The following is a 25,405-nucleotide window of genomic DNA, read 5'->3' on the forward strand; positions in this document are numbered from 1 at the left end:
GGCTTTGGTATTTCCGACCAGCCCGACAAGGTTATACTGGCGGGGTGGATTGTAGCCTGCCCTGAGCGAAGTCGAAGGGTAGTCAAATCCGCTGACCAGAGCATTGCGACCGACGAACTCCTAGAAAAATAAACATTAGTGAGTAAATTGGGGTTATACATTGTTGCCTGCTGGATTTTTTTATTTTAATATTTTTTTTAAAGTATTTTTCGCTGAAAGTATTGCTCCTTCCATATAGCCAGAGAATTCATCAATGGATTCTGTCCCTGAAAAAAATAATTTACCACCCATATAGGTATTCTTAAATAACGGATGTCCATTATTTTGATGTGGTATACTGTTTATTCGATTACCATTTAGAACAAATTCGTCTGTCCATATTTTTTCATAGTAGGTTAAAGGAGTCGAAGCATCTTTTCCCAAAAGTTCTTCTAATTGCCTTAATACAAGTTCCTTTCTGAGTTCTTTAGTATAGGTTGATGAACTACCATTCAAGAAGCCTGTGAAACCAAATTTATCTTCTTCAAAATTTGTATGGTCGTACATTTCAGAAACAATTCCTACATGACTGTACAACATTCCGGAATATCCATTTTTTCTCCAAAACGGTTCGGAATATTCTAAAACAAATTTAATGGCTCCCGCCATCCAAGTTTGGACCGTTGGTAAAACAGCTGAAATATTGTCAGGTAATTCAGGGATAAATTTAATTTGCGAACCCACCAACTGTGCAGGTAAGCATAAGATAACTTTATCAGCTATAATTTTTTCTCCTTTATTGGATTGAACTATTAATTCATTTTCAGTTTCTTCAATGGAAACAACTTTTGTTTTTAGTTTAATTTGTTCAGCATCTATTTTTTCATTCAGAGTGTTTATTAAACGCTCTGTTCCGCCTGCAATTCTATAAGATGGCGTTTCGGCTTCGGGTATATAAAATTCCTGAGCTGGTTCAAATGATTTGGTTTGAAATAAAGATTTCCCTTTAGAATATTGAGGGAATTTTTTTAATTCTAACTCATCCAATAATGAAATTAAGTTGGGATGCATATCAGAGAACCAAGTAGCACCTAATTCTAGAGGTGTTTCATTTTCTCCTTTTATGGTTTGTATTCTACCACCTAACCTATTCGAGGCTTCCAAAACTGTTGCAAACACATTCTTTTTTGATAATGAATATGCTAAAGTAAGACCGCTAAGTCCCGCACCAATGATTATTATTCTTTCGTTTTGTTTCATTAATTGATATTTGTTCAATTCTGCTGGCAGCTAACGTCCCATGTATGGTGTCGTAGCTATCCCGCAGGGTAGCTATGCACTATACATATTGTTGTACTTTCGTTATTTTTCAACTTCTTTTTTAATCATATCTACTATACTTTCAATCTTTTCTTTTACGCCTTCAGATTGTTCATTATTATATCTCGTATAACTTATCATTTGAAATAAATAATCTTCAAAATCAGGATGAATCAACAAAGGTTTGAAATCTGATTTAGATACTAAGTCTTTCGTGGATTGATATTCTTTTAAGCTCCCAATCGCAAATTTTTCCCTTATTTGTTTGTCTTCCATAAATGGGCTACATATACATCTTACACTTCTCATGCTTTAGATCTTGATGATGATTTAACTTCGAAAGAAGAGGCAGTCATAGTTAGTCTAAATGCTGAAAATCATGATATTCTAAAAGCTAATGCTAGCTCAAGCTAGTATAGAATAATCAAGATTATTATTTGCATTTACCTTCTTTGTTTTCAACGGTTTTTAAGACCTTTCCGGTATTTGCAATCGATAGAGCTCTTGTGAAATCTTTTAGTGAAAAACGGGCTGAAGCTTGAAGCAACATTTTACTTTTAAAGCCAGTTACATTAGAAGCATCTTTGACCAACTCTTTGCCAATAACCTTTATCTCGACTTCCGACCCAAGCTTGAAAATATCAATTATATTCTGATTGATAGCAGGAGCTTTTGCTGATTTTAATTTGCCATCGGCATAGCGTTCTATTGTCCATTTTCCTTCATGGAATAAGGCCCCGTCAATGTAGATTTGTTGTATATGATCATCGGAAAAATTTCCTGAATCATAATTAAATGCTAGTTGGTACTTCCCCGTCTTATCAAAATATTCAATTCTTAAATCATTAGATAATAATTTCTGTATGTCATAAAGTTGTGGTTTTAGAGTAAAGAAACTATTCGTCCAGAATATTTCCCAATCACCTAGAGTTTTCGTTCCAGTACATAAAGGTATTCTTTGCGGTTTGGTTGCAGTGTATTCTTTCGGAGCAGGGGATCTGAGCAAATCATAGAAATTAATATCCACTTCAGCACAACCGACCACAAACTTATTGCTCTTTTCGCGATCAAAAAACAAAGTCTCTGGATGGATCAATCCATTTTTTGCTTTGTGCCATGTTATTTCACAATCTATTTTTGTTTTGCCAATAGCATTATCCACTCCTCTTTTTATATCAGGATGGTCTTTGTCCAAAATAGCTTTCATGCGATCTGACCAATCTCTTAACTCCTGGGCCTTAGCTTTTTGGGAATTAAAAAACTTTTTTAAGCTGGTTTTTATGTACGCTTTTTCAAAAGGAAATTTGAGCGCAAAATCGGCCCCATAATCTACTAGATTTACATAGCTTCTAATATTTCTTAAAATCATAAAGCGTACAGCAGGGCTCGAGCTTTTAAGAGTAAAATTTTCTTTCTTGAATTGAGCTGTTTTGAGTAGGTTGTCAATCTGCACCATTTGAGCCGATGTGCCACCAGCCACAAGACAGCCAATGAATTTTTCAGCAGTGCCGTATTTCTCCAAAAGAGTCGGGGCTTTCTTATTGGCGCATGCTTCACATTCTGCTCTTGATGGTAGTTTGGGTGCAGAATTTTGTGCTGCAGTAGATAGGGTTAAAAGTAAAATAAGGATTAGAATAAAAGGGTTGTAAGTTCTCATAACTTATTTGTGTTAAAAGTTATTTTTTCAAAATAGTCCATATTCACATTGCAGTATTTGTTGTTAATGTTGTACAACGTCCCATGTATGGTGTAGTAGCTATCCCGCAGGGTAGCTATGCACTATACATATTGTTGTACTTTCGTTATTTTTCAACTTCCTTTTTAATCATATCTACTATACTTTCAATCTTTTCTTTTACGCCTTCAGATTGTTCATTAGTATATCTCGTATAACTTATCATTTGAAATAAATAATCTTCAAAATCAGGATGAATCAACAAAGGTTTGAAATCTGATTTAGATACTAAGTCTTTCGTGGATTGATATTCTTTTAAGCTCCCAATCGCAAATTTTTCCCTTATTTGTTTGTCTTCCATAAAAATCATTTGCATTCCTCCAATTTGATAATTTTCTATTAAGAAAGGAATTAAACGCTCTTCTGTTAACTTCACAATTATTGATTCTTCTTCACTTAGTTCACTTAAATAACTTGAAAATGATGTGATATTGTTTCTTAAATCAATGTTTTCCAATAAATAGAGCTTTCCAGAATTTATCAATTCATTACTTACACTAAGCTGTGGGTCGAAAGTAGGTCGGATGGAAATTCGAGAAAGATGAACGTTAAGGCTATCCTGTAAAATTAGTTCTGGCTTTTCTGTTCTATATTTTAATAGCTTAAAACTGGAGTACAATATATCATTTCTTATATCTATTTTTTGTTCTATTTGGTTTAGATTATTCGAATACTCTTTTAATAGTTGTGATAGAATTAGCTGTTCTTGTTTTCTATTTTGTTTATTTTGATTCCAACTATTAATCTGTAAAGCAATTAAAATTCCGATAACCACGAGCACTATTTCTCCGATTGCATAGATCAGATATGTCCTGAATTTGTTTTCAGTGAGCATTTTTTGCCTAATTTTTCTAAAGAATTTTATCATTGGTTAGCGGTTTCTGATAATGAAGCACAACGTTTAAGCTATGAAAAGTAAGGGAGCAAACTAACGTTTACTTTTCACCACGCACATAGCCAAATCTTTTTGTTTTCGCCTGCCACGCTTTTTAGCGTGGTTTTTTCTTTTCCTTGTTTAAAGCAAAATCCCAAAGATTTTGCGGACTTCATAAAAATACGCAAACCCTGCGAATAAACTCTAAGCCCGTATTGTTTATAGGTTTTGTTACCTGTGGTTTTTATTTCACATTTCTAATCACAACAATCGGTTCTTTGAGTTTTTTACTTGCAATGGAAATATTGTTATAGATCCATTTATCACTATTCCAATCCGCCAAAACCCTCATTCTACCTTGTCCCTTTGTTCCAGTGATGTGAACGTATATATCGATTGTAGTATCATTGTTTGAATAGTTAACAATCCCTCTAACTATGTCAATTCCTTTTACCGGTTCTAAAATACCTAACAATTCAACTACTTCTTCATTTTCCTGAGCTTTTAGAATGGCATTTTGCATAAGATTTGGGTCGACATAAGCTTTTGTAATATCAGAAAATCTTGTCCCAATTGGAGAGGACGCAATAGCAATAACAAAGAATACAAGTACACCAAACACAGGAGTGAACCATTTCCAATTCCGTTTCCACCAACTTTTATGTTCAATTAATTCGTCCATTTTTTAAATTACAGGTAACGGTCTCGTATAGGAGTAGTAGCGGATTTCTACACACTAACTTTTCAGTTGAGCACTGACCTTTGTTTTATGTTTTATCTTACGTTGTATCACTTTAACCGCTATTACTTGTAAACATTGTTAGGGCTAGTTTTTCTTTCTCAATATTTTTACTATTCGATTATACATTATTTCTGATAAATTCCAGTTGTAGCCTTCAAAGTCCACCGTATTTGTAAATTGAATGACTACCGCATCGATGTCCTTGTGGTATTTGGCAATTGTTTGATAGCCTGGAATCAAACCTGTATGTTCATACTCATAAATTGAGGTATAGATTTCCTGTTCTTTTTTGTCTTTAAATACAGAGCCATCATTTAGAGCTCTAATAAATTTGCCCAAATCTTCTGCCGTAGCCAACATTACACCATTATCGTCTTTCTTTAAATCGTTTTCATAGCCAACGTAATAGCCACTCATTACATCATCTAGATTGACATCCTGAATAGAGCCATAAGTGCTTTTAAGATTCAGAGGGGTTAAAATTTCCTCACTTATGTATTTAAATTTACTTTTACCTGTCACTTTTTCTATGAGCTTAGAAAGTAATAAGTAATTTGTATTGCTATATTCAAAATCAGTATCGGGTTCAAAGTTGGCTGGCAAGTCAAGTACCAATTCTAACCGTTCTTTGTCGTTTTGTTTTGGATGAACCCAATAATTTTTGGTGTCGGTATAATTTGGAATTCCACTCCGATGCTGAACCATCATTCTTATCATAATTTTATCAGCATTTTCGATCTTATCTGAAAGTTCAGGAAAGTAGTCAGCAAGAGTTTTATCCAAAGACAAACGTCCGTTATTTACCAATTTGGTGATAGCTACGGCAGTATATAATTTGCTAACACTGGCAATTTTGAACAAAGAATGTGGTTCGGCAGGGGTTTTGCTATCTCTATTTTTATAGCCTGAGACATAAAATGCTGGAGGTTTATTTTTTTTATCAACATAAACTATAATTCCATCAAACCCATATTCAGATACTTTATTAACTTGTTCCTGCACTGTTTTGGGCAAGGGTGTCATCCATGCTTTTACTATTGGCCAAGGAACAAAGTACAATGAGATTATTGTTCCAATAAGCAGTGCTATTCTTATAATTCCCCTTGTGTACTTCTTTGTCATATTATCTCTAAACGAAAAACTTTTAATTTGCTATTTCAATGACTACATTCCCTTTTTTTTGTCCCTTATCAACATACTCGTGAGCGGCCACAATTTCCGAAAGAGGAAAACATTTATCTATGTACGGTCTGACCTTTCCCCCTTCAGCAAGTTCATGTAGTTTATTCAGATGCTCCTGTTTCGGGCTTGTGAGTGACTTTACCGAAACAAAGCTGCCTTCCTGTTTCAATACTTTCTTTGCTTTCGATTTTGACGTTTTTCCAACTGCGTCAAAAACGATATCAAACTTCTTTTCAAGTGAAGAATAATCCTGCTTCCTGTAGTCAATAGCACTATCAGCTCCAAGTGATGTTACCATTTCTAAATTGGAACTACTACAGACAGCCACCACCGTTGCTCCTTGTTCTTTAGCAATTTGGATGGCGTAGCTTCCTACACTTCCTGAAGCACCATAAATTAATACATCCTGTCCTTTGCTGAGGTTAGCTTTGTTTAGCAGAAACAAAGCTGTCATCCCTCCAACGGGCAGGGCCGTAGCTTCTTTGAAATCAAGCTTTTTTGGCATTAACCCGAGTACTCCTTTTTTTCTTTCTTGCGGTATGCATATATATTCGGTGTAAGAGCCGGTATCAAGCATGGTAGGAGTGGCAAAAACTTCATCACCAACTTTATACTTGGTAACATCTTTTCCAACAGCTTCCACAATTCCCGACAATTCATGCCCTAATATTTCCTTTTTCGGTTTAAACAGGCCGAACATTAGTCTGACAAAAAGCCAAGCTACTGGTGGAAAATCTGAACTACGTAATCTCGCATCACCTGAAGTGACAGTAGTAGCACATATTTTGACAAGAACTTCGTTGTCCTTTGGCTGTGGTTTTGCAATATCAACCAATTTTAAAACGCTTGGGGGGCCGTATTTTGTGTAAATAACTGCCTTCATATTTTTTATTTAAGAATTAGCCACATCGTGTTTGTGTATGATTTCGTTGCGCCTGCCTGCCGCAGGCGGGTGTTTCAGCAACTAATTTAGCAAATACAAACCGAATAGAAAATCCGTCCCGCCACGCTTTTGGGCGTGGGAGAATTTACGTAAGTAGGCTAGAACTAGCAATGAATTATATACGTTGTTGGCACCTGCTTTTTATTTGTAGATACTCTCAATATTCAACTCTTCAGTTACCATATCTTGCAGCGTTTTCAATTCCTTATTATAATTTATATTTTCTTCGTCTCTACCTTTTAATTCTGATAAAACTTCAAATACAAAATTTTCTTCTCCATACTCATTCCAATCTTTTTGGAAGCTCCGATTCCTGTGGTTTCCAAATTTGAGTTCCATTTTATGTCTATTCCATTTTGATTCCATATCAATACTATGGTCAATCAGAAATTTATTATTACTAATATTTCTTATTTGAAAAACTCCCATTGGGATTTTCAATTGTTGGTAGGCTTCTTTAAGTTCTTTTTTAGTTTTCATATTACATAAATCCTAATTGTTTCATAACTGTTATTCTGTCAAAAACTTGAGTGTGTCCATTAATTAAATTGTCCTTAAAATGATAAATTGTTAGACCTTTTGTATTAATGGATTTTTTAGTTGGCGGATATTCTCCAATCATTCCAAGATTAGTACCTGTTAATATCCATGTTATAGCAACGTAATTTTCTTCTGGAATAGCAGATGTTATTTCAAAATTCATATCAGGAAATGAATTGAATGAAAAATTCAATCGTTCTTTGAATTCAGAATGAGATAAAGTTTTTCCTTCCCAAGGGTCAGTTGTATCAATATGGATTGTATATTCTGGATGAACATATTGTTCAACTTTATCATAATTCTTTTTATTCCAAATTTCAGTCATAAATTCCCGAAGGAAAGATTCTTTGTTCATCTTCTTTTTTTAAGTTGGTGCTAACGTGCACGTATAAGTATAGTTGCGAGTTTACGTGCGAGGATTTTCCGACTTGTGACGCCATTTGGCGTTAAGGAAAATCAGACGTAGTAAACTTGCAACGACCTTTGGTTAAGCCCAAAATTGAGCAATTATTTTTATACATTGTTGGCAACTGGCTTTTTTCCACTTTTGGTTAAATTCCGATTACGTATGATGTTATTGATTTTATTTTCGTTCCTTTTGCTCCACTAAATTCATAAAAGTCCGAAAACGCATATTTTTTACCGTTCTGCATTTTTATAATTCCGCTTACAGCACCTTCTTTTCCGTGAGTTAAAATTCGGTCGAGTATCAATTCCGATGCTTTTTCCTTTTTCATCTTTCCCAATTCCTCTGTAAAATTTTCTTTTCCCTCAATTTTTTTGTCGCCAATTATATTCCACACAATTTTGTCCGTTACGCTCTCTGTCAGAAAATCCAAATTTCCTTTCGCAAAAGCGATATTTATTTCTTTTAAAAATTCCTTTTTCGGTGCATTTCCGCAATCAGCACTTACAGTTATTTTTGTCATTTTTCCGAATCTTTAATTTCAGTTCCGAGTTTTTTTTAAGCTTGTTGCCAACGCAGCGCTATGTACGACATCTGCGACAGCAGTGGGCGGGTTGTAGCGTTGGTGGGCAATTTTATGGAAATATAGTGAAAACCTTTTTTGTTTTTCGACGGTATTGGGAATAAAATGTGGCGGTCCTACCGAGCGCAGCGAACACATGAATACATTAAACAATGGACATGGCATGAATAAATTACATATAGTGACTTGATATGTTGCGCAAGAGTTAAATCCATTTAAGCAAACAAGCAAAAAGTCTATCTGTTTAATGTTATCATTTGGTGTAGTTATGCCAAACCAAAGTAAAAACTCAAAATACCTAGTGTGTTAAAAAAGCCATGTATCATTATCATAAACCATAAATCGTATTTGCGCATGTAGAATATTATAGATAAGAGTGCTCCGATAATTACTACAACAAGTTGCCCTGTTATTCCCTGCTGCATGTGCATGTATCCGAAAAAACCACAAATTATTAGAATATTAATAGCAAGACTGCTTTTACTGTCTCCAAAGAATTTGACGAACTGTCGCATAAGATAACCTCGAAAAATAATTTCTTCTCCAAATCCTGCAGTAGCCCACACTATTAATAGCCAGACGATGGTGACTTCAAGGTTTCCTTCCAATTGGCTCATGCTTGAATAATCAATAGGAATTCCTGTTAGTATCTCAATGGCCGGAACCACTGCAAAGACATAAAAAATAAAGAGTCCCAGTGCAACTAACGGAGCATGCACAAGGAGATTTTTTGCATTGAATTTTGCACGTTTAAACCCAAGCGCTGAAAATGGTTTCCCCTCGTATTCTAAGTAATTAGCTATAATGATGATAATAGAGATAATTATATTTTCAAAAGGTGTTCTGGTGATTGGCCCAAAGTACATGAAACAAATAATGGCAAGAGTGACTAATGGAATTATAATTTGTCGTAAGGTCATTTTTCTCATCGTTTTTGATTTTAAATTCTAAGACGAAGTAATGAACAAGACTCCCAAAAACCCCTTTAAATATTAATGTTTTTACTGAATGGTAGTAAATTGATAACTGGATGGTCGATATCTTATAATTTATTTTATTGAAACCAAGTCATAAATGCTTTTCGTTTATAACGACTGCTGTTGATTTCGGTAATCGCATCATTTTCAATAGAAGTTTTTAACGTAATCCGCAACTTGCCATTTGCAATTTTTTCAATTTGGTCTACCGCACTTTTATGAATGATAATTTGACGATTGACTCTAAAAAACAATTGGTCGTTTATTTTTTCTTCGAGTTCATTCAATGTAAAATCGGTGGTAATTGTGGTGCCATCATTTTGAACAGTATAGACAATTTTATTTTCGCTATAGAAACATGCAATATTTTCGTAGGTAAGCTTGGTTATTTTCGCACCACTTTCAATAGTAATTTCATTATCTTTTATAGATAGCTTATATAAATTGTAGATGTCTAGGGAATATGCTAACCCTATGAGAATAAAACTTAACAACAAGGTAATTAGCAATCCAATTAATAAATAATAGAATTCAGTTTCTCCACCCGCAATTTTATTTAAGACAATACCTAACGGAATATACATGACTGTAATATACCCAAGAGTAGAGACCATATACCATGACATAGAGGCGATTTCTACTTTTTTAGAGAAATACTTTTTCTTGTAATATTTAAAATTAAGCTCTGCTATAATTCCAATAAGAATACACAAAGCAATAGTGGATAGAAAACCTTCTACAGGGAATCGATACGATTCACTATTTAGGAAACTCTCGGGAGTTGATAAATGATTTAGGACTAAAGAGAATATTATAAAGACAATTAATTTCTGAAACCAACTCCATAGAGAACTATAGTTAAATTTAATCAATACTGTTTTTAATGCATTCTTGGTTGGTTGTGAAGTACTCATTAATTTGAAGTTTCTATTGTAGGACGATGTGTTTTTACCATTGCAGCTAACGTTCTGAATAAACGCCTGTTTTAATGGCGTTTATTTTTTGTTAGCATCAGTTTTTGGCTGTTGTTGCGTAGAGCAATGTATTCCACCTCCGTCCCAATTCTGCGGCATGAAGTCAAGAAATACGATTTTACGACCAGGGAATTGCTTTTTAAAAATCTGTTCGACCTCTTTCTCTCTTTTTTCAGAGGTGCCCATTCTAGTATATGTCGGTAGAATTACCAAGCCATTAGTGACCAGATAGTTCATATAACTTGCTGCAGGTATTCTCAATAATGTATCTCCTTCTTGCGGTCTTTCAGAAGGAAGAAACCAACTGGGAGGTAAGTCAAGTGAATTCTCTGAAAAGTCTATATTTTCCGTAGCTATAATTTTCTCAGTGATAAGTTCTGGTAACGGGACCTTAACAATGGTAAATGGCTTGCCATCCTGATCGGTAGAATTTTCAAGAATTCTAAGATTCTCACTCATTCTTTCATAGTTTATTCTATTTATGGGATTCAAATCCTTTTCATCCTCGTCAACCCAAGCCAATAAAATCGTATTCGCATCTGAAAATCGTACAAATTCGTCTGAATGCTGCACACCTCCACCGACATAATTGTCAGCAATCCTTCTGTAAAAACCATTTGGATCATCTGCCAGGCTTTGTTTGAGCCAAATGATATTTGAGACTCCAAGGACCTTTTTAAACTCTTTTTCAATTTCTTTCTTAGTACGATTGGGATTTCTGTTGAATACAGCGCTTTCACAGATTATGAGTGTTCCTTTCCCATTCACTTCAATATTGCCTCCTTCATGTACAACACTCGTTTTTTGAATAACAGCATTTTCAACTTTTGCCATCAAACTGTCGACCATAGTCGTTTTAGGGTTAATCCAAAGTTCTGAGTATTTGCGAATGCTATCGACATTGCCCTCATGCATTAATCGCAAAAATTCAGGAAGACCATATTGATCAAAGCCAAAATCTGCAACCCCTAATTCACCTTTTTTGTTGACTAAAAATGCTGCACCATAGTCGCGAATCCAATATTGTTCGCCTAGTATAACGTGAAATTCTAGTCTGGTACTATCGACCTTTTGAAGACTCAGATATTTCTTTGCTACCTGTAACAGGCTATCTGATGATACTGCTATTTTGACTTTTACTGTAGGTGTAAGCGTCTTTATTAACTCAACAATCCCTTCTTGAAATTGTGTGTTTTTTCTTTCTCTCCAGCCTAGCCAAATAGCCTGGTGAGTTTCCCATTCGGCCGGCATATAAAAGGCTGATTCATCAATGCCTTGTTCACCATTTTTTTGATTGCAACTAAAAATGGTTAGTAGTATAAATATGGTTAAAATATATTTCATTGTTGATGATTTTATTTATGCTAACGGTTAGGCTATGAAAAGTAGGCGATTTCGAAGGACTCCACTTTCGGTTACGCACAAACTTTAATACGAGCCAAAAGCCTTGAATTTACTACTAGTTCGCCTATTTTCTATATACATTGTTACCAGCTTGCTTTTTCATCAATCAGTTCAAGTTTTCCATCCGCAATTTTATAGAACATCATTTTTTCGCTACCTTCTTTCACGTATGGAAGTCCAAAAATTATTGGTTCTTTTTTTGAACTCGTTTTCGAAGATATAAACTGATATTTAGGTTCTATTAAAATATTCTTATTGTTATCTGCAATTCCATAAGAAAAATAATCATCTGTTCGGCTTCCTCCACCACCAAAACCAATCAACATTACATCTTTTGAGTACATATACTTTTTAATTAAAATCAGCTTATTATCAAGTTGCTCATTTGCATAATTCAGTTCGTCCGCATTTTCAATGTATTCGGTTCCGATAAGGCTAATTCTATAGTAAGGTTGTCCAAAAAATCGCCAAACAAATAATGAGATAATTACAACCGCTATAAAAGTTATTATTAATCCTATTTTCAATGTTTTATTCAATTAATAAATTGTTTTTTGTGAGTTCAGCTTGCTGGTAACGGTCTTGTGTATGATTAGTTGCGGGAAAGGACGCGAGTCGTTTTCCGCCGTAACTGAAAGATAATTAATAAGATTGAATTTCCGAGAGGAAATTCAGCCGCAATTAATTATGCACGTTGTTGGCATTAGTTTTTTATTCCCTTATATACATTCGGGTTGTGTTTCTCCATATAAAATTCAGGATTAGGTATTTCTGAAAAACCAAACTTTTTATAAAGCCATTCAGCTGTATCAGTTAATAAAATCCAGCGTCTTAATCCTTGAAGATTAGGATGTTCCATTATTTCATTTATCAGCCATTTACTTAATCCCTTTCCTCTATATTCCTTTAAAACATAAACATCTCCTAAATATGCAATAGTTGAATAGTCTGAAATTATTCTAGCAAAGCCAATTTGCTTGTTTTCGTAATAAAGTCCAAAATTCAAAGAGTTTTCAATTGATGTTTTCAAAGTATTGATTGGAATTCCTTTAGCCCAATCAGTTTCATTTGAAAGGAATTTGTGAATGCTCAAAACATCTAATTTATCCTTGTCAGTTGAAATGGTATATTCATTTCTATGAGTTTCTCTAATTTTCATTTTCTTAATTAATGCCAACGTTGTTGTATATGGTTTGTTGCGTGTTTTAAGCACCTAATTTAGCAAATACAAAGCAAATAGAAAATCCGTCCCGCCACGCTTTTGGGCGTGGGAGGACTTTCGTAAGTAGGCTAGAAGCAAGCAATTAATTATACACGTTGTTATGCTCTGTTTTAATTCAGTTCTTCTATTAATTAAAAAGGTCTGATTTAGAAACCTGTCTTGAAATATCATCTAATTCGTTATAAACTCCATCATCATCGGCAGTTCCAAAAAAGGCTATCACTAAATTGCGAGAAGGAGAAATGTAAAGACCTTGTCCGCTAAATCCACCTTTATAAAAATCTCCGTCTTCCATTACTTTGTCCCATTGATAGGTATTGTGACGAACAACTTCTTTATCAAGCGTGTAATTTTCAGAACCGTATGCAGTTACCAAGTGAGGACGACCTTGCTTTTGAATTTTATCAAAATATTCATTTGAAACGAAAGCATTTTCAGTTGAACGACCTTCGTTCAGAAACATATAGCCAAATCGAGCTAAATCTCGAAGTGTAGAATTAATTCCTGCGTGAGAAATGCTAGTGCCATTTGTTTGAGTAATAAATGCATCAGATTCCGCACCGATTTTTCGCCAAATTTCACGTTCAATATTTTTTGCATAAGAAAGACCTGTGATTCTCTCTATGAGGCAAGAGAGAACGTATGTGTTTACTGAAGTATATTCAAATACCTCTCCAGAGGTTTTTGCAGATGATAAGGTCTTAATGTGCTCAAAAGCATTGTCTGCGGTTTTTTCTGTTCGTTTTAGAAATCCAAGTGCTGCTTCAAATTGATAGTAACAAGTTTCAGGGTTTTCAAAAGCACCATCAACCCATTCACGACAATCAATTCCTGAAGCCATATCAAGAATGTCAATAACAGGAACGTTTTCCCATCCAGACCCTTTAAGTTCAGGTAGATAATGTTCTATCGGTTTTGTTGCATCAAGTTGTTTTCTGTCTTCCAAAATTGCTATAAGAGTTGAAGCAAATACTTTAGATACTGACCAGTAAAGGTGCCTATCGTTTGGAAACATTCTTGGGTAGGCTTCATATACAATACGGTCTCCTTGCAATATTATCATACCATCCACTTTCTCGCTAGTTTTGACATAGTTTTGAAGTGTCATTTGTCCTAATTCAGAAGTAACAACAAACTCCTCGATTTCTTTGCGGTAATCTTCTTTCAGGCTTTTAATATTTCCTTCTCTATTGATAATGGCGTGAGTCCAAAATTCAGGCATATTTAAAAATATATAACGAGATATTTCACCTCCATCATCCCAATTATCCAAATTCCATTGCTTAAATACGGATTGAATTTCCTTATTTGAAAAACCATCATAAGTTTGAGCAAATAAATTTGAATATGGAACAATTAATAAAAGAAGTAATAGTCTGTAATAGTACATTTTTTTCAAGGATATGTGGTTTTTAGAAATTGAGCATAACGTGTTTGTATATGGTTTGTTTCGTGGTTTAGTACGTAATTTAGCAAATACAAACCGAATAGAAAATCCGTCCCCCCACGCTTTTGGGCGTGGGAGGATTTTCGTAAGTAGGCTAGAACTAGCAATTAATTATACACGTTGTTAGCCACAGTACTTTTTATTTTCCTTTTGAGGTCAGTTGTTCGTTAAAGTCCAATGCAAGTTCAATCCAATGTTTGAATTCATTTTCTTGTTTCAAGTTTTCTTCTTGGACGTGTATGTAACCTTTGTAATTCCGTCCTCTCATCACAACAGTTGAACATCCTTTTTTTTTGACTTCTTGTTCGTGCAATTTGGGGTCAATTCGGCACATCATTCTTTTTGGTCCAGCAGTTAAACAGATTTTACCCTTGACCATAAAAGCCAAACTGCCGAACATTTTCTTTTCCTTAACATTAGTTAAATGTTCGAGAGAAACTCTAATCCTTTGTGCGATGTTTTCGCTGTATCCCATTATTTTTTCGGTGTGTTTTTGTCAAACGTAAGCGTATCGAAGTAGATATGCAATGAAGTCAATTTACCATCCTTTGCAGTCCAAAATTCCGCTACATCTCCAGAAATATGCTTTCCATTTGGGAAAATGTAATCGTAATTGGCAATCACACTTGCATTATCTCCATCTATTATCATTCTTTTTACTCGCATATTTTGGTAGACCCTTGAAAATCGTGCAATAATGTTTACATAGACTTCTTTTCCTTTATTTATATCTTCATTTTCCATATTGTCAGCCCTAAATTCAAAGTCATCCGAGATTACGGATTCCCAACCTCCTTTTTTTGCAAAGCCTTTGTAATACGTTTCTAAAAGCTTTTTTGTAGTCGTATAGTTTACCATTTTTTTATTTTTTGTCGTTAATTCAAGTTATTGCATTTTGCAAGTTCTACAAATTTATAAATGTTATTGTAAATTGCAAGTACTTTTTATATTTTTGTATAATGAAAAAAAACAGGTCGGACTGTCCAATCAGTTGTTCGTTAGACGTTTTCGGTGATAAATGGTCATTGTTAATAATCAGGGATATTATGCTCCGTGGGAAGTTGTCATACAGCGAATTTTTAAAATCTGAAGAAAAAATTGCTACGAATATTTTGGTTAATAGACTGAATGTGCTTGAATCTGAAAATATCCTTTACAAAAAGGTCTCGCCTGAAAACAAGTCCAAATTTGTTTATAGCTTGACGAAAAAAGGCATTGACTTACTACCGATTGTCATTGAAATTATGGATTGGGGTGCAAAGTACAATGAAAACTGTCCGAGAAGGGAACTTGGTAAAAAAATCCAAGTGGATAAGTCAAAAGTCATTTCCGATTATCTTGAAAAACTAACTGAAGAATTTGGGTAGCCTGTTCGTTTTTTTCCGTATTGTGGTTAACGTTCAAGCTATGAGTAGTGCGGAGACAAGGAAATCTTTTTGTTTCCGTCTACGCACGTAGCAAAAGCTTTTTGTTTTGTTTTATTTTTTTGTTTTCAGAGCAAAATCCTAAAGATTTTGCGCACACATAAATATACACAAACAATAGAATTAAACACCAAACTCCGCATTACTTATAGGTATTGTTGTGGTGTCGTTTTTTTTTTTTTTTAAGCAGACATTGGATTCACCTGAATTTGTCCTCCAATCGCTTTCAAAACTTTCATAATCGTAGCAAATTGAGGTTTAGAACCTTCAGATAAGGCTTTGTACAAACTCGGTCTACTTAATCCAGTTTCTTCAGATATTTTAGTCATTCCAATCGCTTTTGCAATGTGTCCAATTGCATTTATCACATCGTCATTATCTCCTTCTTCTAAAACAGTATTGAGATACTCTGCAATCATTTCTTTGCTGTCCAAATAATCCGCTATGTCAAATTTTGAAGTTCCCATTTTATTTATTTATTTAATTTGTTCCAGATTTCTTTCGCTTTTTTTATGTCTTTCTGTTGAGTCGACTTATCTCCACCAATGAGTAGAACAATTATTTTACCATCTTTTTCTTTGAAGTAAACTCTGTAACCTTTTGCGAAATTCACTCGTAATTCCCTAATTCCGTCACCGACAGGTTTGCAATCCCCAAAGTGTTCGTCGTTTTCTAGTTTCTGTATTCTAAACAGAATCTTGGCTTTGCCTTTCAAGTCCTTTAACTTTCTCAGCCACTTATCAAATTCGATTGTTTTTTCAATAAAGAACATAAAAACTGTATCTACTTGGATACAAATTTAAGATATTTATTTTTAATCCGCAGTAAATTTTTGGAATTTTCGACTTGAGTGAGACAATGCACCACAACGCCTGAGCTAAGCGTAGTGCGGAAGTAAGGAAACTTTTCGTTTCCGTCTTAGCACGAAGCTAAAGCTTATTGTTTTGCTTTTTCTTTTTTTGTCCAAAGCTAAATCCATAAAATTTAGCGACTTTATAAATATGCATAGGCCCCTAGATTTTGACCTAAAGTCCGCATTACGTTTAGGTTTTGTTGTGCCCAGTTTTAATTCGCTCAATTAGATTTTCAAGTCCTTCATTTCGACACCAGGCTGTTCGGTCAAAATTTATTTCGTGAGCTGTTTTTTGATTTTTTAGTATGTGTAAAATTCTTTGCTTACCAAAAAGAGCATCGTCTGCTTTATAAAACTTAAAATCAAGAGTTTCATAATCATATTTGTATGCTTTTTCCGCTTTATTCATTGTGTTGATTGTCCAAACGTTTAGGATTTGTGTAGCGTCATCAAAATTTATCTTGAACACTTCTCCATATTTATATTTTTTTCTAATCCAATACACAAACCAAGCAATAATAGTTGCAGAAAATATTAAGCTAAAAGGAAGAGGATTTTCCGCTAAAAATTCCGCAACCGGATTAATTCTGCTTCCGCGTCCTTTTGCTATGAATAATGGAATCGCAATCCAACTTGTAAGAAATAGAACGATGAATAACACAACATACTTAATTCCAATTGTAAAATAGTTGGTTTCAGTAGCAGGTTTTTCTATTTCGTAAATGTTTGTCATAAATTGGGCACAACGTTTTGTGTATGAAACGTAGCGTGTTATAAGACCCTGACTTTTTGGATAAACAAAGAGCCGAATTTTTATATTTTGTTTTTAACTTATCAATTTTAAAGGCCAAATTTAGAAATTTGGCATTCTTGTTAAATAAGCAGAAACCTTTGGGAAACCCTATAATAGCTATGTTTTATATACATTGTTGCAGGGCGTTTTTTTTCCGCTGTAATCTTCAGATTTAAAATTGTTTTTTCATTTCAGCCTTTAATTCCGCAGGTGTCAAATCACTTAAAATCCTGTCCTCTTTGTTCAGTAATTGATTTCGGGTAAACATATTTCTACCTGATATTATTTGAATTTCCTTGTTGTTTTCAAAGCAAACAGCTTCAAAATCATCTACTTTTCTCGAACCTCTTGGATGAAAACGCCTTACACCATCTTCGTCAATTCTAAACCCATAAACATAGTGGAACAAAGTACCTTTTACACCTATTTTATTTTTAAATTCGCTCCCTTTTTCGGTAAACTCTGCATCAATTCCGCCCAATGAGAAAAGACCCGTTTTGATATTTCGCATTTTCCAATATTTCATATGGTCTCTAATTTTAAATCTTTTAATAATTCATACTTATTGTCTGGGTTGTAAAATGGTTGCTCTTGAAATATCTTTTTAGACGCATTTGGTATTTCATTATCAAGATGTTCACTTAATGGTCTAATGACTTCGCTTACCAATTGATTATATTCTTTGGTAAACGTTTTTTCTTTTGGGTCTATCCAGCCATTATCAATAAATCCTTTTGTTTTGTTTCTACATTTACAAGGGTTGTTGCTGTTTACGAGACTACATTTTTTATTCATAAAGTTCTGCAAGTCATTTCTTGTTCTTGAAAGTTTTTTTCTGTAGTTCTCTTTGGTTATATCAAAAATATAAGCACCTAAATTATGGTCAATTTCTAATATTTCTCCAAATATGTACAATAGTCTTTGTGGTCTTGATAGACACATTAACATTCCTCTTGTACAGCTTATTTTTATTTCTTCTAATATTAGTTTTGATTCTATCGGGTTTTCTGCTTCAAAGTAGGAATCTTTAATATTATCCAGTCCGTTTCCGTAACCACTAAAACTTGAGACTGATTTTTCAATAGGTCGTTTTTTACTGTTCAAAAAGTGGTTGACTGTTATACGATACAGCCAACCTTTAAAATTTTGATTTTCTTGAAATGAAGATAGGTTTGTAATAATCTTAACGATTATGTCTTGGGTCAAATCTAGAGCGTCTTGTTTGTAAAAAACCATTCTTATTGCTACATTATAAATGAAATCATAATGTCTTACAATAAGAGTTTCTAAATCTTTTTTGCTCCCATCTATTGCAGATTTTAATAGTTCAATATCTTCTTTTTCCATCATATTTTAGTTTTCCAACTCACATTGGAATAAATTTTGTCCATTTATAGTTTTTGCAACTCTAGCGATATTTTGAGCGTGTATTCTACAAACTTCTAGTTGATTTTCCATTAAAGTTTGCGGTTGCATATCTTCATTTGCAGAAACTCCGTAAGCTCCCCATTGAATTCCACCAAATTTATATCCTTGTGTGTTTTTTGGTAAAGGAACATAAATAATACCCATTTCCATTAAGACATTGGCTAGTGAAGTGAAAGTTATTTCTGCACCTGCACCACCTTTGCCAAATCCGCCACCAGAAGCAAAAGTTCCACCCACTTTTCCGACAAGTTTGTTCGCAACCCAAAGTGAACCCATTACGGTGTCAATCATTTTTTTCAGTTGCCAATCAATTGAACCCATTTTTACAGGACTGCCCAAAATAATGGCATCTGCGTTAATAAAATCCGTTTCGGTTACTGTTTCAGCCTTTTTTAATTGGCACTTAATTTCACTTGATTCGAGTAAGGTTTGCTCCATTGCTTTTGCCATTTTTTCCGTATTCCCAAATTGTGAAGCATATACGATTAATACATTTGTCATAAGATTGTTTTATATAATAACAATCCAAAACGGAAGGTGTGACAACTTATCGTGAGTTTTTTTCAAATGCCCTACAACGGCTTCGGCTATGGCAAGTAGGGCAGGCAAGGAAACTTTTCGTTTCCGTCTGGTCTGCTAGCCAGAGCTTTTTGTTTTGTAATTATTTTTTCTTTTTTAATTGCCAAATCCAAAAGATTTGGTGGACTTAGCAAATACGCCCAAGCCATTAAATTTAGCACTTTATGCCCTATTTGTTATAGCCATTGTTAGCTGCTGCCTTTTTTATTCGTTCCGTCGTGAATTCCAGGTCCTGAATTTTAACATTATATTCTTTGCATTCGTCAATTGCATCTTTATCAAAAATCCGGATTGCTATTTTTTTGTCTACTTCGGAATGACCACAGAAAACAATTTCTCTAAAAGCCATGATATTATAAATCAAATTACCACAAAAAAGGGTCATTTTAAAATCCCTTTCTGTATCAAAAACTTTTGTTCTAATTGATGACTTTTCATTTTTTTCCTCGTATGTCTGGAACGATAAAGAATTAGATAAATCCCATTCCATTCCCACTTTGTTAGTTTCTGCATCTAGTAGATATAAGGCTTTAAAAGATGGAAAGATTCGTAAAGCATGTTTGTAGGCATTATATTCGTCTCGGTCAGAAAAATCCTTTGCTATTTCAATTAGACCAAATTTGACATCATTTATACTCTTTTCAATTGACTTGAATAATTTGTCTGGGAATTTACCATTTGGAAAAATCCCTAAGTAAAACATGTAGTGGCCAACAGAAACCTTATGCCCTTCAAAGTCAATGATTTCGTCTAGAAAATTTAGTTTCAATTTTCCTGTTGCTATACTTTGAATTTTTTTGTAGTTTTTTCTCCAATTAGATTTCACTAATTTTCTTAAAATTGCTTTATTATCTGGAATTTTTCTGTTGATTGGTAGAAAAGCAAAGAAAAACTCAAAAAAGGTTTCTATTGCATGAAAGTAGTTCTGTCTCAAGTCGGCTTGCAGAATAAATTTTGTGTTTTCGGTTAGAGAATTATGTATTTCATATTTTTTAACTTGTTCTTCAAGCTCAATATGATTTTCTATAGTTCGCTTTAGATTTATTGCCTTGACTAAATGAAACTCTTTTAAATAACTTTTATAGAATAATTGGTAATCGGTTTCCATTTTTTTAAGGTTGCAGCTAACGGGTTTGGCTATGATTTCGGCGTGGATAAATACGCAGGATTTGTCCGCAGAGAAATCAGGTTTGTTAAGTTTATATATTTTTCAAAATAGTTCATAAACCACCCTGAATTATAGCCGGTGTTGCCATTTCGTTGTTTTATTGATACAAAACATATCTTGGTGGTTTTAGTCCGTTCAGTCGCATATAAACAAGCATTTGTCCTCTGTGATGTGTTATATGGTCGGCAAGTAATAATAAAATCTGCCTTTTTGTTCTGTCTGCTCCAAAATAATCCAATCTTTCTTCAAGTCTCTTCGGGTCAAAATTTGAGATAAATTCTATTGTTTTGTCAAAAGTCTCGCTGATTTTGGCAATCATTTCTTTTTTCGATTTGTTGTCAACTTTAAGTTCCGTGTCAGTATCCCATATTCTCGCCTCGCGTCCGCCCATTAATGATTGACTGTGCCAATCCATTGCCCAACCAATATGCATTAAATTTTCCGCAAAACTCATTGATTCAGGTGTTGCTTTGAATTCATATTTATCTTCTGGCATTGTTTCCGCTACAAGAATTAAGTATTCGTTCGATTTTTCTAATCGTTCCAAATATTCTTTGATGAAGTCATTTTCTTGTGCAAAAATCGGCTGTGAAAATGAAGACAAAATCATTACCGAAGTCAGAATTAATATATATTTTATGTTTTTCATTTGGTTCAATTTATTATTTCCGTTGAGTTTGTTCACAATGAATGGCAACGGTCTAGTATAAGAATAGTAGCGGATTTTATGCACTTACTTTTTGGTTTGTTACTGTCTTTGATTTTTAAAATTCATTTTCGTTTAAGCGATTAAACCGCTATTATTTTTATACAATGTTGTGGCTAGTTTTTCTTTTTAATGATTTTTACGATTCGGTTAATTATAATTTCTGACAAGTTCCATTCATACCCTTCAAAATCTGTTGTATTTATAAATTGAACTACCACAGCATCTAAATCTTTATGATATTCTGCGAGACTTTGATAACCAATGACTAAACCACCGTGATTATATTCGTAAGGATATAATTCCTGCTCTCCTTCTTCAAATACTGAACCATCATTCAAGGCTCTTAGGAATGTGCCTACATCCTTTGCGGTTGCTAACATTCCAAATTCTCGGGCTTTAAAATCTTCTTCAATTCCTACATAATATCCGCTCATCACGTCTTCCAAATCTACTTCGGTAATCGAAAAATAGGTGTCGTTAAGGTTCAGAGGTTTTAAAATTTTCTCTTTGATATATTCATTGTGGTTATAGCCTAAAACATCATCCATAATCCTGCGCAGTAATAAATAATTCGTGTTTGAATATTCATAACCTTTGTCTGGTTTAAAGCTAGCAGGTAAGTCTAAAGCAAAATCTAATGGATTTTTGCCATTTTCTTCTTCGTTTTCCCAGAACGCTGGATTGTCCGTAAAGTTTGGAATTCCAGAGCGGTGTTGAATCATCATTTTCAATGAGATATCATTGGCATTCTCTATTCTTCCTTTTAGTTCGGGTTGGTAATCGGTTAATGGTTTATCAAAAGACAAACGCTTTTCTTTGACCAATTTTGTAGCTGCTACGGCAGTATACAACTTACTAATACTTGCGATTTTGAAGAGTGATTTGGGGTCGGCAGGTATTTTCTTTTCTCTATCTTTCCACCCGCCTGTGTAAAATTGTGGTGGTTTACCTGTTTGGTCTACATAAACAATCATTCCATCAAATCCATGTCCAATGGCTTCATCTACTTGTTCTTGAACGGTATCTGGTAGCGGTAAAATCCAAGCCTTTACCAAAATCCAAGGAACAAAAAACAATGAAACTGCGGTTCCAACAAGTAATATTGCTCTTACAAGCCATTTGGCCTTTTTGTTTTTTATCATTTTTCTGTTTCAGTCTTCGCTTTTGTGTTTGGTTTTTCAAATTAGCCACAACGCTCCTGCTATGGCAAGTGGGGCGGGCAGGGAAACGTTTCGTTTCCGCCCGTGCCCGTAGCCAGAGCTTTTGCATTTTGTTCTTATCTTTTTTATTTCAAGAGCCAAATCAAAAGATTTGGCGGACTTCACAAACATGCCCAAGCCAATGGATCCAAGACTTAACGCCCTATTTGTTATAGCAATTGTTGTGCACAGTGTTTTCAGAATAAATTGAAGGTCAAAAAGTATCTATAACCACCTTGGTTCAACATTATCCAAGCAGCCAATTTATCGCTTTCAGGTTCAAACAATAATACGCCCAAGGGATTTTCAGGGTCATTTTTTTTGTAGTATGCAAAAACATTTTCATCTCTAGCATACATTTTTTCCCCTCCAATGGTTTCATGTTCGGATTTTTCCTTGTCAAAAGGTTCATAGATCTTATGGCCTTTATAGAATCTTACCGGTTTCGCGTCCAGGTTTTCCAATCCGATACTGTCAACGGTTTTCCTGAAATAATAGAATAGAGTGTCGAACTGCACAGCTCTTCTTTCTCTTCTTTCCTTGTCGGTGTCGTTTAACACGTTGTCGAAGTAGACGTAATTTTTGAACAGGCTGTCCTTGGAAATTTCGGTTTTTTTCTTTTGATAAACATAACCGGCCAATTCCTTGAGTTTGGCATATTGGGCCATATCGTTTTCGGTCCAATCTTCCGGACTCCTATTTTGTCCTGATCCTAGACACGTCGAAAGCAAAATTAATCCGATCAATATTTTTTCCATATCGTTTTCATTGTGCACAACGGTCTCGTATAAGAATAGTAGCGGATTTTCACGCACTAAATTTCCGTTAAACACAGACCTTTATTATATTTACTCACTTTCGTTTTAGCGATTAAACCGCTATTATTTTTATACATTGTTGTAAGCTGGCTTTCCACTTCCTACTTGGTTTTCCGAAGTTTTAATGCTTGTTTGGAAGCGTGAGTTGGCAAATCATACTATTTTGCAATTTTTGGCTTGTGTGTCGGCTGATGCAAATTGCAAATGTGTATGGCTTTTAGCGTTGGCTTATTATCTGTCTGCAAAATATCCATATTCTTTATTAATTACTAATCCTCTGTCAAGGTATAAATTCGATAGCTCACAAGTTGTTTCAGGTGTTAAAGCACAAGAATGACAAGCTGCAAGATTTAATTGACCAACTCCTTGACCATCTGATTCTATACAAATTGGGTCGGATGAACAATCAGTTGCCCTGAAAATGGCACTATTAACTATAGTATTGAGGTTATCTAAATCGTTACATAAATTTGATAATCCACCTAAATATCCGTCAGTTCCATCAAAAGCAGAAATTAAAAATCCGTGCATTGTTTCGTTTACATACAATCTTTCAGACAAAGAAGATACAGGATAACCACAGACATATTCCAATTCACGCATCAACAAATGCGAAAGCGTATGAATTAAGATTTTTCTTGGTGTTAAAGTTTTGGCTATAATTTGATGAGATTTCCAATCGGCATTATTAGCATTAGTCTTTATTTTTTCTGTGCGTTCAATTACGACTTGTTGGCTCTCCCATTGTTCCAATTTATGATTATCCAAAATGAATAAAATTCCTTCTCCATAACTTTCTGATGCAGGTAAGGTTTTTGTGTCAAAATTGTTTTTTGATACTGATTGTCTTTTAACTGTGTACTCATAAGCATTATCGCCATCTTTGAGCAATATTGAATCAATATCAATAGGCTCGTTTCTTGTAAAGGATGTTTGAACGGTTGTCTTTTTTAATTTGTCAATTTTTATAAGCTTATTAAACCCATTGATTTGTTCACTACTATCAATTACACGGAATTTTATCTGCTTATTATCTGGTTGCTCCTTTTCCAAGAAATAGTCGTACTCAGTTTGTCGATAAATATTATCTGGAATGTATTTAATGTCTCCTGTGTCTAAATATTGTTGAATCAACTCTTTTTCAATTTTCTTTTGGATGCTTATTAATTGAATTATTTGTTCTGTTGAGAATTCTCGACTTTCTAACATATTGTCGATATCAATTCTTACTTCTGGTGATAGTGGATTTTGAAGCTCAGGAATAAATAGACTACTTAAACTATTCGAATAATATACACTATTACTCGTTTTCAGTTTTACGCTTGTAATTTCTGAACACTCTTCTTCGTAAAACTTTCCATTAATTTGACCTAACCAATATTTCTTACCATTGCAGATTTGCTCATAGTTAAAAATACCTTTTAGATTTGCTTTTTTATTGCAATTTTTACACTCAATCCATATACCAGATAGTTCGGTGTTTTCTCGACTGATTTTGTAGATTAAGTTTTGATTTTCGCAACAAGGTTTAGAAAAATCTAATTGCGGACCTGTTGGTTTTTCATTTGCTTCTTCTTTTTCTTGTTCGTTGGTTCGGTCGCTTGGTAAACGGTTATTCCAAAATTTCCAAGGTAAATCGTGAATATGACCATTTTTACAAGTCATAACAAAACGAATTTGCTCCAAATGATTTTCCTTGCAGTCTTTATTACTGCATTTTGGTGGATTGAAAAAATCAAGTTTCTTGCCTGCACTTCTCCAACGGGTTTTCCATTCGTTGTATGGTGCAAACCGTTTGCAATAAGAGCAATAAAACCATTTTGAGAAATAATTTGCTTTTGGTCTTACTTGATGCAAAAAAGAATCTCTGTCAGTAGGTATTGAAACCAAATGTTTCAAATTTGGGAAACGGTTTTTTAAGCGTTGCAATAATCTATCGTCCTTTATGATATAATGAGCTAATTTTTCGTTTAAATCTCCATATCCCCAATTATCAAAGGTTTCTATCATTATAGAATTATCAGTTGTTTCAATCAAAGAACCAACACCACCATAATTTGAAATATGCTTGCTTCTTCCGTGTTTTATTTTGTCGTTTGGCATATG

At 34.2% G+C, this 25,405-nt stretch carries 30 protein-coding genes; 1 reads left to right on the top strand and 29 read right to left on the bottom strand.

All coding sequences use genetic code 11. The features are described 5' to 3' along the window. Nucleotides 1-180 precede the first annotated feature (180 nt). The 18 genes from KO529_RS16415 to KO529_RS16500 form a co-directional block, all read right to left on the bottom strand. The gene (locus tag KO529_RS16415) at nt 181-1,239 is read right to left on the bottom strand and encodes a flavin monoamine oxidase family protein (RefSeq protein ID WP_215948952.1); all 1,059 of its coding nucleotides are present in this window, start codon (nt 1,237-1,239) and stop codon (nt 181-183) included. A gap of 102 nt (nt 1,240-1,341) precedes the next feature. Next, on the bottom strand, nt 1,342-1,608 hold the full coding sequence (locus tag KO529_RS16420; RefSeq protein WP_215948953.1) for a hypothetical protein: 267 nt from the start codon (nt 1,606-1,608) through the stop codon (nt 1,342-1,344). A 124-nt stretch (nt 1,609-1,732) separates the two neighbouring features. Beyond that, a complete protein-coding gene (locus KO529_RS16425) occupies nt 1,733-2,956 on the bottom strand; it encodes a hypothetical protein (protein ID WP_215948954.1) in 1,224 nt (407 codons plus the stop codon). A 145-nt stretch (nt 2,957-3,101) separates the two neighbouring features. Further along, entirely contained in the window at nt 3,102-3,902 is an 801-nt protein-coding gene (locus KO529_RS16430) for a DUF6090 family protein (protein ID WP_215948955.1), read from the bottom strand. 250 nt (nt 3,903-4,152) lie between these two features. Further along, a complete protein-coding gene (locus tag KO529_RS16435; RefSeq protein ID WP_215948956.1) occupies nt 4,153-4,590 on the bottom strand; it encodes a cytochrome c oxidase assembly factor Coa1 family protein in 438 nt (145 codons plus the stop codon). 144 nt (nt 4,591-4,734) lie between these two features. After that, a complete protein-coding gene (locus tag KO529_RS16440) occupies nt 4,735-5,772 on the bottom strand; it encodes a serine hydrolase domain-containing protein (protein WP_215948957.1) in 1,038 nt (345 codons plus the stop codon). Between the two features lie 22 nt (nt 5,773-5,794). Further along, nucleotides 5,795-6,715, bottom strand: a complete 921-nt coding sequence (locus KO529_RS16445; RefSeq protein WP_215948958.1) for an NAD(P)-dependent alcohol dehydrogenase — start codon at nt 6,713-6,715, stop codon at nt 5,795-5,797. Between the two features lie 201 nt (nt 6,716-6,916). Next, nucleotides 6,917-7,255, bottom strand: a complete 339-nt coding sequence (locus KO529_RS16450) for a GIY-YIG nuclease family protein (RefSeq protein WP_215948959.1) — start codon at nt 7,253-7,255, stop codon at nt 6,917-6,919. A gap of 1 nt (nt 7,256) precedes the next feature. Next, nucleotides 7,257-7,670, bottom strand: coding sequence for an ester cyclase (locus KO529_RS16455; RefSeq protein WP_215948960.1), 414 nt, complete (start codon nt 7,668-7,670; stop codon nt 7,257-7,259). A gap of 196 nt (nt 7,671-7,866) precedes the next feature. Further along, on the bottom strand, nt 7,867-8,244 hold the full coding sequence (locus KO529_RS16460) for a nuclear transport factor 2 family protein (RefSeq protein ID WP_215948961.1): 378 nt from the start codon (nt 8,242-8,244) through the stop codon (nt 7,867-7,869). Nucleotides 8,245-8,570: 326 nt separating this feature from the next. Beyond that, on the bottom strand, nt 8,571-9,233 hold the full coding sequence (locus KO529_RS16465; protein WP_215948962.1) for a CPBP family intramembrane glutamic endopeptidase: 663 nt from the start codon (nt 9,231-9,233) through the stop codon (nt 8,571-8,573). Nucleotides 9,234-9,358: 125 nt separating this feature from the next. Beyond that, nucleotides 9,359-10,195 (bottom strand): LytR/AlgR family response regulator transcription factor, encoded by an 837-nt coding sequence (locus KO529_RS16470; RefSeq protein ID WP_215948963.1) that lies wholly within the window; start codon nt 10,193-10,195, stop codon nt 9,359-9,361. Nucleotides 10,196-10,276: 81 nt separating this feature from the next. Next, nucleotides 10,277-11,599, bottom strand: coding sequence for an agmatine deiminase family protein (locus KO529_RS16475; protein WP_252734437.1), 1,323 nt, complete (start codon nt 11,597-11,599; stop codon nt 10,277-10,279). 143 nt (nt 11,600-11,742) lie between these two features. Then, nucleotides 11,743-12,198: a hypothetical protein gene (locus KO529_RS16480; RefSeq protein WP_215948964.1), complete on the bottom strand. Its 456-nt coding sequence runs from the start codon at nt 12,196-12,198 to the stop codon at nt 11,743-11,745. A gap of 164 nt (nt 12,199-12,362) precedes the next feature. Next, the gene (locus KO529_RS16485; protein WP_111625660.1) at nt 12,363-12,818 is read right to left on the bottom strand and encodes a GNAT family N-acetyltransferase; all 456 of its coding nucleotides are present in this window, start codon (nt 12,816-12,818) and stop codon (nt 12,363-12,365) included. A gap of 190 nt (nt 12,819-13,008) precedes the next feature. Further along, nucleotides 13,009-14,271 carry a serine hydrolase domain-containing protein gene (locus tag KO529_RS16490; RefSeq protein ID WP_252734452.1) on the bottom strand — a complete coding sequence of 421 codons (1,263 nt, stop codon included), beginning with the start codon at nt 14,269-14,271 and terminating at the stop codon, nt 13,009-13,011. Nucleotides 14,272-14,467: 196 nt separating this feature from the next. Next, a complete protein-coding gene (locus KO529_RS16495) occupies nt 14,468-14,803 on the bottom strand; it encodes a TfoX/Sxy family protein (RefSeq protein ID WP_215948966.1) in 336 nt (111 codons plus the stop codon). Next, nucleotides 14,803-15,186, bottom strand: coding sequence for a nuclear transport factor 2 family protein (locus KO529_RS16500; RefSeq protein WP_215948967.1), 384 nt, complete (start codon nt 15,184-15,186; stop codon nt 14,803-14,805). Before KO529_RS16500 ends, KO529_RS16495 begins: the two co-directional genes overlap by 1 nt. A gap of 101 nt (nt 15,187-15,287) precedes the next feature. Here KO529_RS16500 and KO529_RS16505 point away from each other — a divergent pair, with 101 nt between their 5' ends. Continuing rightward, nucleotides 15,288-15,695 carry a winged helix-turn-helix transcriptional regulator gene (locus tag KO529_RS16505; RefSeq protein ID WP_215948968.1) on the top strand — a complete coding sequence of 136 codons (408 nt, stop codon included), beginning with the start codon at nt 15,288-15,290 and terminating at the stop codon, nt 15,693-15,695. 239 nt (nt 15,696-15,934) lie between these two features. Here the strand turns inward: KO529_RS16505 and KO529_RS16510 are convergent, their stop codons facing one another. The 11 genes from KO529_RS16510 to drmB form a co-directional block, all read right to left on the bottom strand. Further along, nucleotides 15,935-16,219, bottom strand: coding sequence for an addiction module antidote protein (locus tag KO529_RS16510; protein ID WP_072994314.1), 285 nt, complete (start codon nt 16,217-16,219; stop codon nt 15,935-15,937). Between the two features lie 5 nt (nt 16,220-16,224). Further along, entirely contained in the window at nt 16,225-16,524 is a 300-nt protein-coding gene (locus tag KO529_RS16515) for a type II toxin-antitoxin system RelE/ParE family toxin (RefSeq protein WP_072994315.1), read from the bottom strand. A 271-nt stretch (nt 16,525-16,795) separates the two neighbouring features. Beyond that, nucleotides 16,796-17,338 (bottom strand): hypothetical protein, encoded by a 543-nt coding sequence (locus tag KO529_RS16520; protein ID WP_215948969.1) that lies wholly within the window; start codon nt 17,336-17,338, stop codon nt 16,796-16,798. A 232-nt stretch (nt 17,339-17,570) separates the two neighbouring features. Further along, nucleotides 17,571-17,924 carry a hypothetical protein gene (locus KO529_RS16525; protein WP_215948970.1) on the bottom strand — a complete coding sequence of 118 codons (354 nt, stop codon included), beginning with the start codon at nt 17,922-17,924 and terminating at the stop codon, nt 17,571-17,573. Further along, nucleotides 17,921-18,748, bottom strand: coding sequence for an RNA polymerase sigma factor (locus KO529_RS16530; RefSeq protein WP_215948971.1), 828 nt, complete (start codon nt 18,746-18,748; stop codon nt 17,921-17,923). Before KO529_RS16530 ends, KO529_RS16525 begins: the two co-directional genes overlap by 4 nt. 3 nt (nt 18,749-18,751) lie before the next feature. After that, the gene (locus KO529_RS16535; RefSeq protein WP_215948972.1) at nt 18,752-19,327 is read right to left on the bottom strand and encodes a flavodoxin family protein; all 576 of its coding nucleotides are present in this window, start codon (nt 19,325-19,327) and stop codon (nt 18,752-18,754) included. A 247-nt stretch (nt 19,328-19,574) separates the two neighbouring features. Continuing rightward, nucleotides 19,575-20,513 (bottom strand): hypothetical protein, encoded by a 939-nt coding sequence (locus KO529_RS16540; protein ID WP_215948973.1) that lies wholly within the window; start codon nt 20,511-20,513, stop codon nt 19,575-19,577. Nucleotides 20,514-20,670: 157 nt separating this feature from the next. Next, on the bottom strand, nt 20,671-21,222 hold the full coding sequence (locus tag KO529_RS16545; RefSeq protein WP_215948974.1) for a DinB family protein: 552 nt from the start codon (nt 21,220-21,222) through the stop codon (nt 20,671-20,673). Between the two features lie 173 nt (nt 21,223-21,395). Continuing rightward, nucleotides 21,396-22,424, bottom strand: a complete 1,029-nt coding sequence (locus tag KO529_RS16550) for a serine hydrolase domain-containing protein (RefSeq protein WP_215948975.1) — start codon at nt 22,422-22,424, stop codon at nt 21,396-21,398. A 254-nt stretch (nt 22,425-22,678) separates the two neighbouring features. Beyond that, the gene (locus KO529_RS16555) at nt 22,679-23,314 is read right to left on the bottom strand and encodes a hypothetical protein (protein ID WP_215948976.1); all 636 of its coding nucleotides are present in this window, start codon (nt 23,312-23,314) and stop codon (nt 22,679-22,681) included. A gap of 216 nt (nt 23,315-23,530) precedes the next feature. After that, the gene (gene drmB, locus KO529_RS16560) at nt 23,531-25,402 is read right to left on the bottom strand and encodes a DUF1998 domain-containing protein (protein ID WP_215948977.1); all 1,872 of its coding nucleotides are present in this window, start codon (nt 25,400-25,402) and stop codon (nt 23,531-23,533) included. Nucleotides 25,403-25,405 lie beyond the last annotated feature (3 nt).

The sequence above is a fragment of the Arenibacter algicola genome, from assembly GCF_018860365.1.
In the GTDB taxonomy this organism is placed as follows: Bacteria; Bacteroidota; Bacteroidia; order Flavobacteriales; family Flavobacteriaceae; genus Arenibacter; species Arenibacter algicola_B.

Bases quoted from the DNA above. Each gene is read 5' to 3' on its own strand.
- KO529_RS16415 (WP_215948952.1), bottom strand. From the start codon at position 1,239: ATGAAACAAAACGAAAGAATAATAATCATTGGTGCGGGACTTAGCGGT.
- KO529_RS16420 (WP_215948953.1), bottom strand. From the start codon at position 1,608: ATGAGAAGTGTAAGATGTATATGTAGCCCATTTATGGAAGACAAACAA.
- KO529_RS16425 (WP_215948954.1), bottom strand. From the start codon at position 2,956: ATGAGAACTTACAACCCTTTTATTCTAATCCTTATTTTACTTTTAACC.
- KO529_RS16430 (WP_215948955.1), bottom strand. From the start codon at position 3,902: ATGATAAAATTCTTTAGAAAAATTAGGCAAAAAATGCTCACTGAAAAC.
- KO529_RS16435 (WP_215948956.1), bottom strand. From the start codon at position 4,590: ATGGACGAATTAATTGAACATAAAAGTTGGTGGAAACGGAATTGGAAA.
- KO529_RS16440 (WP_215948957.1), bottom strand. From the start codon at position 5,772: ATGACAAAGAAGTACACAAGGGGAATTATAAGAATAGCACTGCTTATT.
- KO529_RS16445 (WP_215948958.1), bottom strand. From the start codon at position 6,715: ATGAAGGCAGTTATTTACACAAAATACGGCCCCCCAAGCGTTTTAAAA.
- KO529_RS16450 (WP_215948959.1), bottom strand. From the start codon at position 7,255: ATGAAAACTAAAAAAGAACTTAAAGAAGCCTACCAACAATTGAAAATC.
- KO529_RS16455 (WP_215948960.1), bottom strand. From the start codon at position 7,670: ATGAACAAAGAATCTTTCCTTCGGGAATTTATGACTGAAATTTGGAAT.
- KO529_RS16460 (WP_215948961.1), bottom strand. From the start codon at position 8,244: ATGACAAAAATAACTGTAAGTGCTGATTGCGGAAATGCACCGAAAAAG.
- KO529_RS16465 (WP_215948962.1), bottom strand. From the start codon at position 9,233: ATGAGAAAAATGACCTTACGACAAATTATAATTCCATTAGTCACTCTT.
- KO529_RS16470 (WP_215948963.1), bottom strand. From the start codon at position 10,195: ATGAGTACTTCACAACCAACCAAGAATGCATTAAAAACAGTATTGATT.
- KO529_RS16475 (WP_252734437.1), bottom strand. From the start codon at position 11,599: ATGAAATATATTTTAACCATATTTATACTACTAACCATTTTTAGTTGC.
- KO529_RS16485 (WP_111625660.1), bottom strand. From the start codon at position 12,818: ATGAAAATTAGAGAAACTCATAGAAATGAATATACCATTTCAACTGAC.
- KO529_RS16490 (WP_252734452.1), bottom strand. From the start codon at position 14,271: ATGTACTATTACAGACTATTACTTCTTTTATTAATTGTTCCATATTCA.
- KO529_RS16495 (WP_215948966.1), bottom strand. From the start codon at position 14,803: ATGGGATACAGCGAAAACATCGCACAAAGGATTAGAGTTTCTCTCGAA.
- KO529_RS16500 (WP_215948967.1), bottom strand. From the start codon at position 15,186: ATGGTAAACTATACGACTACAAAAAAGCTTTTAGAAACGTATTACAAA.
- KO529_RS16505 (WP_215948968.1), top strand. From the start codon at position 15,288: ATGAAAAAAAACAGGTCGGACTGTCCAATCAGTTGTTCGTTAGACGTT.
- KO529_RS16510 (WP_072994314.1), bottom strand. From the start codon at position 16,219: ATGGGAACTTCAAAATTTGACATAGCGGATTATTTGGACAGCAAAGAA.
- KO529_RS16515 (WP_072994315.1), bottom strand. From the start codon at position 16,524: ATGTTCTTTATTGAAAAAACAATCGAATTTGATAAGTGGCTGAGAAAG.
- KO529_RS16520 (WP_215948969.1), bottom strand. From the start codon at position 17,338: ATGACAAACATTTACGAAATAGAAAAACCTGCTACTGAAACCAACTAT.
- KO529_RS16525 (WP_215948970.1), bottom strand. From the start codon at position 17,924: ATGAAATATTGGAAAATGCGAAATATCAAAACGGGTCTTTTCTCATTG.
- KO529_RS16530 (WP_215948971.1), bottom strand. From the start codon at position 18,748: ATGATGGAAAAAGAAGATATTGAACTATTAAAATCTGCAATAGATGGG.
- KO529_RS16535 (WP_215948972.1), bottom strand. From the start codon at position 19,327: ATGACAAATGTATTAATCGTATATGCTTCACAATTTGGGAATACGGAA.
- KO529_RS16540 (WP_215948973.1), bottom strand. From the start codon at position 20,513: ATGGAAACCGATTACCAATTATTCTATAAAAGTTATTTAAAAGAGTTT.
- KO529_RS16545 (WP_215948974.1), bottom strand. From the start codon at position 21,222: ATGAAAAACATAAAATATATATTAATTCTGACTTCGGTAATGATTTTG.
- KO529_RS16550 (WP_215948975.1), bottom strand. From the start codon at position 22,424: ATGATAAAAAACAAAAAGGCCAAATGGCTTGTAAGAGCAATATTACTT.
- drmB (WP_215948977.1), bottom strand. From the start codon at position 25,402: ATGCCAAACGACAAAATAAAACACGGAAGAAGCAAGCATATTTCAAAT.